The sequence below is a fragment of the Chitinophaga sp. CF418 genome, assembly GCF_900142925.1.
Classification (GTDB): Bacteria; Bacteroidota; Bacteroidia; order Chitinophagales; family Chitinophagaceae; genus Chitinophaga.
Map to the genome: position 1 here is coordinate 119,333 of NZ_FRCN01000008.1, position 11,143 is coordinate 130,475.

Here is an 11,143-nt window from a genome sequence, read left to right on the forward strand (position 1 = left end):
ATTGTTATGTATACGCAACTCACTCCCCTCCCCGTAAAAGGTATTATTCATGGCCAATGGCATGCACAGATTGAAAAGATCTTTGCCTGGCTGACAGCATTGTTACTTGCGGGAATGACTTTCCCTTTATGGAAAAGTATTGTCATAGTGGTATTCGAAAAGCTTTATGAAGTGCTGATTATGCAGCATTATTAACTGAATACTTCCTGAATAGCGTTGCTATGTTTATGCAGGGCAAGGTATTCGATGATCGCATCGCGGCTGATAACGCCCACGAGCGCTCCATTGCTTGTCACAGGAATGATCATATCTGTTTCAGGAGGCAGGTTTTCCCAGGCGCTGAGCGCAGTTATACCGATATCAAAAGAGGGATGTTCTTCCGTAATCAGATCAGCTACAGGATCATCGATATGCTTTTTATCAAGGCTCCGGATAAGCGTACCTCTGCTGATAATTCCCACCGGGTATGTACCCGCGGTGATCACAAAATAGGGTTGACGGTAATCGGTCAGGAAAGGCAATGCCTCTCTTAATGTCAATGAAGATGATATGGTACGATAGTCTGTTACCAGAATGTCCCTGAGCGTTACATTCTTCAGGGCATCCCGCACCAGGGCATTGTGCTTCTCCATGGTTCCCTGTAACAGCAACACCACTCCGGCAATAACAAGCAGCAGGTTCATATTCAGCAAACCTGAGATCACAAACAGTGATGATATAAAACGGCCGACCCATATTGCGATATTAGTTGCGTTCAGCGGTGTGGTAAATAGTTCCATCATCCCTCTCAGCACCCTGCCGCCGTCCATGGGGAATGCGGGAATAAGATTGATCACTCCCAACAGAACATTAATAGCGTGTAAAAAGAAGATGAGGTTCAGCCGGTCAATGCTAATGAAAAAAGGTATCGATCTCCACAACGGAGCGTGTCCGGCAAGAAATGGTATCAGCAAAAAGGCTATCGAAAGATTTACCAGCGGGCCGCTCAGGCTGATCATTATTTCCTGTCCCGGTGTTTCCGGCTGACGTTTCAGCTGTGTCATTCCTCCTATAGGTAATAACAGGATCTCTTTAGCCGGTATTCCGAAGTAGCGGGCGGCGAACATATGGCCCAGTTCATGTAGTACAACAGAAATGAAAGCTGCCATAACGGCTACCAGTTTCCACAGGGATTCTGCCGGTGTTCTACCCGTAAGCCCGTCAGCAATCAATATCCAGCTGATCAGCAGGATAAATGTCCAGTGGATGCCTATTTTGGTGCCTTTAAGCGTAAACAGGGTGAATGTTGCTTTCATGAGAGATGATTTGAGCATTAAAGTTCCGAAACCAATGCTCCGCGAGCAATGATGACTGTCATCCAAACAGATGGGTAAACGTCATTATCCATTGAAATGAGCATCATTGAACAGATATGTGATGTACACTAATTTCGATATCAGTCAATTTTTTTACTCGACAATTCTTCAATTATGAAAACAGACCTTCAATTACAACAAGACGTCATGGACGAACTGCTATGGGAGCCTTCCCTGGAATCTGCCGAAATAGGAGTTTCCGTCAATGATGGCGTAATAACCCTGAGTGGTACAGTAAACAGTTACACTAAAAAATTAGCGGCTGAAAAAGCAGCCAAAAGGGTAAAAGACGTAAGGGCTGTAGCTATGGACATCGAAGTGCACTTTCTTAACGGCGAAAGCAGGTCAGATACCGACGTTGCACATGCGGGCCTGAATGCGTTATCATGGAGTACTGTGGTGCCGAAGGACAGTGTTACCATGAAAGTAGAAGACGGCTGGCTGACACTGGATGGAGAAGTGGAATGGCAATACCAGAAACAAGCCGCAGAAAACCTGGTAAAAGACCTGCAAGGCGTAAAGGGAGTAACTAACCTGATCCGGTTACGTCCTGTACCTACCCGGTCGATCGTTAAAGATAATATCAGAAAGGCCCTGGAACGTAGTGCAGACGTAGAAGCGGATTCCATTAATATCGTAGCGGAGGGTCACAACATCATCCTCCAGGGTAAAGTGCGTTCATGGGGTGAAAGAAATGAGGTCGAAAAAGCCGCATGGGCCACTCCCGGCGTGGTCAACGTCAAGGACGACCTGATCATTGCTCCTTAATTCCTGCAACTATGCTCTACAATTGTTTTCACAGCCCACTCATGCAGGACCTGAACTTCTCGGCATCCAGGGAATACCTGGTTGCCGGAACTTCAGCAACCTGGAGCGCCAGTACGATATCGGGCTGTCATACCCGTAAATATCATGGTCTGCTGGTAGCGCCTCAGGCATTTCCGGGTGAAGATAACTACGTTATACTATCATCCCTGGATGAGACCTACATTTCTGGCGACAAGTCCATTCAGCTTTATCTTCACCGCTATACCGGATCCGATACGCCATCCGCCCAGCAAGGCATTCTCGCATTTGAAGCTAATCCGCTGCCCCGGTGGTGGTATCAGGTGGATGAAGATCTGCTGCTGAAAGAAATTGTACCGGACGCCCACGGTGGCATAATGGTCAGGTACACCTTGCTGACCGGTAAAAAGCCCATTAAACTTCAATTACGGCCATTGGTAGCATTTCGCAATATGCATTCGCTTACACGGGCCAATACCGCTGCAAACACTGCTACCCGTGCCATTAAACAGGGCATCAGTATCAATCTTTACCCGGGGTATAACGACCTTTTTCTACAGCTCAAAAACGGATCATTCCAGCCTGACAGTCACTGGTATTACAATATTGAATACAATTGGGAAAAAGAACGGGGTTATGACTACCAGGAGGACTTGTATTCACCCGGTTATTTTGAAGTGCAAATGGCACCTGGAGAGTCTGTTATTTTCTACGGAGGGCTGTCTCCTGCAAACACCGGCAATCTGGAAGAAACGTTCACCAAATGCACAGCGGGGGTCCGGAAACCGGAAACACTGAAAGATCATCTCCTGCTGGCAGCAGAACAATTCCTGATGCCCGACCGCATAAAAGCCGGCTTTTACTGGTTTGGCAGCTGGGGACGGGATACCTGTATCTCCCTGCCGGGACTAACATTACTTACCGGAAAGATCAACCTCTTCAAGAGTATTGTACGGCACCAATTACAACAGATAAAGAATGGCTTGCTGCCGAACGCAGGAACAGGTACATATGCACACTATAATACCGTGGATGCTTCTTTGTGGCTGATATGGGCCTTACAGCAGTATGTAGAAAAAACACATTCGTGGAAAGAGATCTGGCATGAATATGGCAAACCGCTGAAAAGCATACTAACAGCCTACAGAGACGGTACCTTATTCAATATACACATGGAAGAAGACGGCCTGATATACGCAGGAGGCCCCGGGCTGGCCTTAACCTGGATGGATGCAATAGCACCTGAAGGCCCTGTTACACCCCGCACCGGAAAAGCCGTAGAGGTGAACGCCCTTTGGTATAATGCGGTCTGCTTCTGTCTCAATGCCGCCACAGAGGCTAATGATCATGCTTTCATTCAAAGCTGGGAAACATACCCGGAAAAAATTGCAAAATCTTTTATCGCCTGTTTCTGGAGCGATGAAAAAAAATACCTGGCTGACTGTGTAAATGGAGATATACGAGACTGGTCTGTCAGGCCTAACCAGTTATTTGCTGTATCACTGCCTTCTTCACCATTGTTGCCCATACAACAAAGGGCAGTCATGGAAAAAGTAAAAGAAGATCTCGTCACGCCAAGGGGATTAAGAACCCTCTCTCCTTCCGACCCGCAGTACCTGCCGGTATATGGCGGAGATCAACCCACCCGCGACAGAGCCTATCACCAGGGAACTGTATGGCCGTGGCTGCTGGGCCATTTTACCGAGGCACTCTTAAAAGCCGAAGGCCCCGTGGCATTGCCCTTCCTCGAAAAGATCTATGACGGTTTTAAATATGTACTGGACGAATACTGTCTCAATAACATCCCGGAATTATTTGACGGCGACTTTCCTCACTGTGCCCGGGGCGCGGTAGCGCAGGCATGGAGTGTGGCTGAACTGATCAGGATGGAACATATTATATCCGGATTCAAGGCACAACAACTAACCACCACCATTAACACAGTAAATCAGCAAATATGAGCCCTGCAGGTAATGAGTACTTATCCCCCGACTATATATTCGAAATAAGCTGGGAGATATGTAATAAAGTAGGCGGTATCCATACGGTACTGAGTACAAAAGCCAGATTGCTGCAGGAGAAACTGAAAGATCATTACATCATGATCGGTCCGGATCTCACTAAAACGGGTGGTCAGCTGCCCGTATTCCTCGAAGACAGGTCCCTCTTTCCCTTATGGCAGGAGCAGGCAGGAAAGGAAGGCTTACGGATCAGAACAGGGCGCTGGGATATACCAGGCAGACCAATTACCATTCTTGTTGATTTCAGCCCCTTATACAGCCGTAAAAACGAAATTTTCGGCGATCTGTGGAACAGGTTCAGGCTGGACTCACTCACAGGACAGTGGGACTATATAGACCCCGCCTTATTCGGATATGCTGCAGGAGAAGTGATCGCCAGTTTTTACAGCCTGCACCTCAATGCCACCGACAGCATCATTGCCCAGTTCCATGAATGGATGACGGGCGCAGGCATCCTGTACCTCGAAAGGAATGTGCCACAGGTAGCAACCGTATTTACAACACATGCAACAGTGCTGGGCCGGACGCTGGCAGGCAGCGGACAGCCCTTCTATAATATAGCTGACAAGGTCGATGCCGCCACACAGGCGAGGAATTTCCAGATAACTGCCAAATACTCCCTGGAAAAAACTTCTGCCGCCACGGCAGACTGTTTTACCTGCGTCAGCGAAACAACAGCCCGGGAGTGCCGCAGCTTCCTGGAAAAGTATCCGGATTATGTCACCCCAAATGGTTTCGATACCGGTATAGTGCCTGTAAAGGATTATGAAGACAAAAGAAAACAGGCCAGGGCCACGGTGCTGAAGGTGGCCGGCGCATTGCTAAAGGAGAAACTTCCGGAAGACAGCCTGCTGATTATCAAAAGCGGCCGTTACGAATTCCACAATAAAGGTATTGACGTCTTCATTGACGCATTGTCACTGTTGCAAAAGGAAGCACTCCCAAAGACCATATTGGCAGTACTGTTTGTCCCGGCTGCCCATACAGGCCCCAGGGAAGCATTGCTGGAACATACACACCAGCCCTCTTCCCATATGCCGGAAGACAACATACTGACACATAACCTGTATGCCCCCGACAAAGACGCCATCATCCGCCGCATCAAAGAACGCGGCCTCAATAATGCGACCGGAGCAAGCGTAAAAGTAATCTATGCACCAGTATATCTTAACGGGCAGGACGGTATTTTTAATCTCACCTACTATGATATGCTCACGGGCTTTGACCTTGCTGTATTTCCCTCTTATTATGAGCCCTGGGGTTACACACCAATGGAAAGCCTGGCATTCCATATCCCCTCCCTGACAACTTCATTGTCTGGTTTCGGCATTGCAGCAAAAACACTCCCCGAAAGCGAGCGCAATGGCGTCACTGTCATAGACAGGCGTGATGCAGACATGCAGGAAGCACCGAAAGCCATTGCCATGTTCATCCGTTCCTTTCTGCAACTGACACCTGCAGCTGTTACCGGGATGCGCAACAGCGCAACAGCGATAAGCCTGCATTTCACATGGGAAAAATTGATTGGAAAATATTATGAGGCCTATAACCTCGTATTACATAAAAGCAGGCAACGGGAAGGATTGTTTCGTGATAAACCCCAAACATTGCCTGCAGAAGCCGCTGTTGCCCTGAGCCAGCAACCGGTATGGCGCGAAATAAACATTTCCCCCTCATTTCCACCGGGGCTTGAAGCACTCCGGCAGCTCAGTCAAAACGTGTGGTGGAGCTGGACACCGGCTGCCAGAGAGTTGTTCCGCAGTATTGACCCGGACCTTTGGTATGATTGCCATGAAGACGCTATCCGGATGCTGAGCTACCTCAATTATGAAAAGCTGGACGCGTTGATAAAGAAGCCTGATTTCATACAGCGTTTACACACACTCGAAGAACAGTTTGACCTGTATAAACACCTGCCCGTAGAGGCTAGTCCTTCGGTAGCTTACTTCTGTATGGAATACGCATTGCTACCTGCCTTCAGGATCTATTCCGGCGGATTGGGTGTGCTGGCGGGCGACTTCCTCAAAACTGCAAGTGACATGCAGCTCAGGCTGACAGCCGTCGGACTTTTTTACCGGGAAGGTTATTTCAGGCAACAGTTTTCTGATGATGGCAGACAGGTGGCGGTGGCGGAGCACCTGGATCCCTCACTGCTTCCATTCGAAGATGTCAGAGATTGTAAAGGCAATCCCTTGCAGATCTCCCTGGCCTTCCCCGGGAGAAAAGTTTTCGCAAAAGCCTGGAAGGTACAGGTGGGCAGAACCAGCCTGTACCTGCTTGATACGGACATACCTGAAAATAGTCCCGGAGACCGCAGGATCACTTCCAGGCTTTATCCTTCAGAAAAAGAGCTGCGACTGCAACAGGAAATACTATTAGGCATCGGCGGCATAAAACTAATCCAGGCACTCAGCCTGACCATTGATGTATATCACTGTAATGAAGGACATGCCGCTTTTCTCGTGCTGGAAAGAATAAGGGAGCTTATTTACCGGGATCATCTTTCTTTTGAAGATGCCTTTGAAGTTGTAAAGGCCTCGCTCCTATTCACAACTCATACCTCGGCACCGGCGGCAATGGACACATTCGATGAAACACTGTTACGTACCTATTTTTCCGGACTGGCAGAAGACTGTTATATTGGCTGGCAACAGCTGATGGCTTTGGGAAGAATGGACGAACAAGATACAAAGGCAGATTTTTCCATGTTCCACCTTGCCGCAAAGTCGGCGCAGGAGATCAATGCCGTCAGCCGCATCCATCGTGGTGTGTCAGCAAAATTGCTACAGCCGCTCTGGAGGGACTATCAGCCCGAAGAACTACCAGTCAGGTATATCACGAATGGCGTACATTATCCTACCTGGGCTGCGCCCGAATGGCAGGAGCTATTCCGGGAATACAATATTGATCTGCAATCAGGGAAAGGGCACTGGGAAAGCATTGCAGAAGTACCCGACGCCCGTATCTGGGAGATCAGGAACAAACTGAAACGGGCTATGACTGAACGGCTACGGCGATTGTTACAACAGCAGCTACTCCAACATCATAATGCCCCGGAGCAGATTGCCGCCTTATTAGCCGGATTACATCCGCAAACAATGTACATCGGGTTTGCAAGACGGTTCACACCCTATAAAAGGGCGAGCCTGTTATTCCATGATCCGGAACAACTAAAAAAAATTATCAGCGATGAGCAGCAACCTGTGACCTTTATTTTTTCAGGTAAAGCCCATCCTGCAGACATAGAGGGCCTCGGGATGCTACAACAGGTTATCAGCAACGCTGCAGGCGCTGCAACAAATACTCATATTGTTTTCCTGGAAGATTACGATACAGATATTGCCCGCCTGCTCGTACAGGGAGTAGATCTTTGGCTGAACTTCCCCGTAAGGGGAAAAGAAGCATCAGGCACCAGCGGTATGAAGGCCCTTATCAACGGTGTACTTAACTTTAGTACACAGGACGGCTGGTGGGCAGAACAATACCATCCTGAAAGCGGCTGGGCACTGACAACAAAGCATCTCTATACCGAAGAAAACAAACAGTATGCATTGGATGCCGCAGAGGTATACAGCATGTTGCAACATGAAATTATCCCTATGTATTTCAGAAGAAATCAACAGGGTGTTCCTGTAGACTGGGTTGCAAAGATCAAAAAGGCTATCACGTCATCTGCACACCCCGTATCCATGAACAGGATGATGAGTGAATATACTACATGTTACAACAAACTGTCTGAACGGCTAACCTCGCTCAGAGAGAACAACTATACGCTGGCCAGGGAATTGGTGGCCTGGAAAGAGAAGATAAGGAGCTGTTGGGATAGCATAGGGATCATTGCTGTTACCCCGGCAAAAAGCCTGCTGACCGTAAAGGTGGCAGGAGAAAACCTGGAAGCTGCGGTAACGCTCAATCCCGGTATACTGACTGCCGATGATATCGGTGTAGAGATCATTTTTACAGACAAACAAAGGAATGAAAGCCTGATGTTTAAACATGAATTACAACTTTGCTATCAGCGGGCAAATGAAATAGTATATGCCGCAAACGTCCCGTTGTTGCACAGCGGAGAGTATACTTACACATTCAGGATATTCCCGAAAAATCACTTTCTGTACCACCGCACAGACATCCCGCTGGTAAAATGGACATGACCATGGTCATTCCGGTTACTGACGATATTCAAGCCGGAAAAAACCGACGTCATAGGTCCAGCCCGGCCAGGGAGTTAGTTTTGTCATATCACCCGTAAACAAGAAACTATGAAAAAGATACTTGCTGTTATTGATGCCACTAATTATAAAGAGGAACAACTGGACGCTATAGAATATGTGTCCGGTATATTAAAAGGCAATCTCACTATCGTTATGTTGGAAGATGTAAACAGTATTACTCCCCTGATGGCCCCGGATTTTGCGACAGGCGTACCCGCACGGTATTATGAGATCGTCATAAAAGCATCCGAAGAAAAAGGCAGGATCATCAAAGAAAATACTGCAGCGCTGCGTAAGATATGTACAGAACGTGGCCTTACCTGTGCTATACATAGCGACAGAGGATCCGCTGCAGAAGAAATTATTCTGGAAAGCCGGTTTGCCGACCTGCTGTTGCTGGGAAAAGAACTGTCCTTTCCCTTCCTGTTTGATACCGAACCGACAGGGTTCGTCAAAAATGTACTTGCCAATGCACAATGCCCTGTATTTGTAATACCCGAAAATATGTCTGTAGTCAACGGTGTTATTTTTTCCTATAACGGTACATTCTCGTCCATGTACGCTATAAAGGCATTTGCAGGTATATTCCCCGAACTGGTTGCGAAAAACGCGACTGTAGTTTATGTATGCGAAAAAGGGCATGATACTATTCCGCATGAAAAACTGCTGAAAGAATACCTGGACAGCTATAACAAAAATATCACCTACAAAATACTGTCAGACAAAGCAGATATTGCACTTCAGGCTTACCTGGAACAAAAACAGGACCACATCACTACCTTCGGAGCTTATGGCCGCAGCAGGTTATCACGCTTTTTCAACAGCAGCAGTGCAGAGAATATACTTCGCATGATGCAAGGCCCCCTGTTCATTACTCATCCATAGTATATATATGCCGATCATAACAGACGCCATTTAGAAAATAAAAAAAGATAGCGACCGCAATCGCTATCTTTTTTTACTCACAAAGCAAAGCCGCCGGACAGCAGGTTTTCAAATGCTGTCCGGCGGCTTTTACTCGCTATTAACTGATCTCTATCTTTTTTGCCTGGCCGCTGTTTTTGTTTTCTTCCCTTTTCGGGAGCGTTAGTTTCAGTACTCCATCCTGATAAACAGCGGAAATGCTTTCTTTCTTCACACCTTCAGGCAAACGGAAACTGCGGGAGAAGCTGGAATAGTTATATTCTTCCCGGCTGATCTTTTCATTTTTACTTTCCGTTTTTTCTTCTTTCTCTGCGCTGATGGTCAGGGTATCACCGTCAACATCAACATTAAAATCTGCTTTACTCATCCCAGGAACAGCCAATGACAATTTGAAAGCATCTTTCTCTTCACTGATATTAACTGCCGGGACAGTAGCGGTCCAGGTACGGCTTCCGTTCATATCAAACATGTCTTTCCAGGGTTTGAACATATCATCAAAAAATGCGGGCAGCATTGGGGTTGCCCTTAGTAAGCTCGTAGACATAATAACCTCCTTGTTTTATTATTGTGACAATGATTATTAACGGCACTAAATTACTTACAGTATTACCGGAAAAAAATGATGCTTCTCAACACATTCAATGATTATTATCAATTCCCTGCATAGGTGATATAACACATTATTCATTCATATCTTCCGGGGTTGGGGATTTATGTGTAAATTTGAATACACGGCGAACTAACGACTGTTGTCGTCACACCATTTTCTGCAAAGCAATTCTTTATGGCAACAATATTATTAATTGAAGATAATGCCGAGGTGCGTGAAAATACTGCCGAAATACTTGAGCTGGCGAACTATAAAGTATTAACTGCTCCCGACGGGAAGGTGGGTGTACAACTGGCAGAAGAGTATCATCCAGACCTGATCGTATGTGATCTTACCATGCCTGTTCTGGATGGTTATGGCGTACTACATATGCTGAACAAGAAAAACGCAGCCCACCATATCCCGTTCATTTTTCTGACTGCCAAAACGGAAAGGGCTGATGTACGCAAGGGAATGGATATGGGCGCGGATGATTATATCACCAAGCCATTCAATCCTCTGGAACTGCTCAACTCTGTGGAGTCCAGGTTAAAAAGGGCTGTCAGTATCAAAGAGATGGCTTTAAGCGGCATTAACGGGGTAGATTCCCTGTTGGAAATGGTATCCACCGATCAGGCCATGAAGAACCTGCGGGAAGGGCGTAATATCAACAGGTATAAAAAGAAGCAATGCATTTACCAGGAAGGGAATCACCCCTCCTGTCTTTTTTATGTAATTAAAGGTAAAGTAAAAACCTATAAAAGGAATGACGATGGCAAAGAGCTGATCACGGGATTATATAATGAAGGTGATTTCCTCGGATATTCTCCATTACTTGAAGGCAGTACCTATAAGGACAATGCAGAAACCATGGAAGACAGTGAACTGGCTATAATTCCCCGTAATGACTTTGAGGAACTTACAAATGTTAATCTACAGGTAATGCAGCGTTTTATCCGGTTGCTGGCTAACAATATTGCGGAAAGGGAAATCCAGCTGCTTGGACTTGCTTACAACTCATTGCGTAAAAAAGTAGCAGAAGCGCTCCTGGTGGTTAGCAAAAAATATAACCCCTCCTCTTCAGACTGCTTTGGCATTGACATCAGTCGTGAGAATCTTGCCGCTATAGCCGGTGTTGCAAAGGAATCCCTGATCCGGACGGTGGGCGATTTCAGGGATGAAAAGCTGATTGATATAAGAGAAGGATGTATTTTCATTACCAATGCAAAAAAGCTCGCTGAATTATCGAATTAA

Annotated in this window: 8 protein-coding genes; 6 read left to right on the plus strand and 2 right to left on the minus strand. The window is 46.7% G+C overall.

The window, feature by feature from the left end:
* Positions 1 to 6 precede the first annotated feature (6 nt).
* Positions 7 to 195 (plus strand): hypothetical protein, encoded by a 189-nt coding sequence (locus F3I09_RS18440; RefSeq protein ID WP_149696511.1) that lies wholly within the window; start codon positions 7 to 9, stop codon positions 193 to 195.
* Here F3I09_RS18440 and F3I09_RS18445 read toward each other — a convergent pair.
* The gene (locus F3I09_RS18445; RefSeq protein ID WP_188133862.1) at positions 192 to 1,295 is read right to left on the minus strand and encodes a site-2 protease family protein; all 1,104 of its coding nucleotides are present in this window, start codon (positions 1,293 to 1,295) and stop codon (positions 192 to 194) included. The two genes, F3I09_RS18440 and F3I09_RS18445, sit on opposite strands and share 4 nt — an antisense overlap.
* A gap of 174 nt (positions 1,296 to 1,469) precedes the next feature.
* Here F3I09_RS18445 and F3I09_RS18450 point away from each other — a divergent pair, with 174 nt between their 5' ends.
* From F3I09_RS18450 to F3I09_RS18465, 4 genes are all read left to right on the plus strand, one after another.
* Positions 1,470 to 2,123 (plus strand): BON domain-containing protein, encoded by a 654-nt coding sequence (locus F3I09_RS18450; protein WP_149696513.1) that lies wholly within the window; start codon positions 1,470 to 1,472, stop codon positions 2,121 to 2,123.
* Between the two features lie 11 nt (positions 2,124 to 2,134).
* Positions 2,135 to 4,102, plus strand: a complete 1,968-nt coding sequence (locus tag F3I09_RS18455) for an amylo-alpha-1,6-glucosidase (protein WP_188133863.1) — start codon at positions 2,135 to 2,137, stop codon at positions 4,100 to 4,102.
* A complete protein-coding gene (gene glgP / locus F3I09_RS18460; protein WP_149696515.1) occupies positions 4,099 to 8,316 on the plus strand; it encodes an alpha-glucan family phosphorylase in 4,218 nt (1,405 codons plus the stop codon). Before F3I09_RS18455 ends, glgP begins: the two co-directional genes overlap by 4 nt.
* A 108-nt stretch (positions 8,317 to 8,424) precedes the next feature.
* Positions 8,425 to 9,261 (plus strand): universal stress protein, encoded by an 837-nt coding sequence (locus F3I09_RS18465; protein ID WP_149696516.1) that lies wholly within the window; start codon positions 8,425 to 8,427, stop codon positions 9,259 to 9,261.
* A gap of 139 nt (positions 9,262 to 9,400) precedes the next feature.
* Here F3I09_RS18465 and F3I09_RS18470 read toward each other — a convergent pair whose 3' ends face one another.
* Positions 9,401 to 9,844 carry an Hsp20/alpha crystallin family protein gene (locus F3I09_RS18470; RefSeq protein WP_149696517.1) on the minus strand — a complete coding sequence of 148 codons (444 nt, stop codon included), beginning with the start codon at positions 9,842 to 9,844 and terminating at the stop codon, positions 9,401 to 9,403.
* A 240-nt stretch (positions 9,845 to 10,084) separates the two neighbouring features.
* On the opposite strand from F3I09_RS18470, the gene F3I09_RS18475 reads away from it, so the two are divergent.
* Entirely contained in the window at positions 10,085 to 11,143 is a 1,059-nt protein-coding gene (locus tag F3I09_RS18475; protein WP_149696518.1) for a response regulator, read from the plus strand.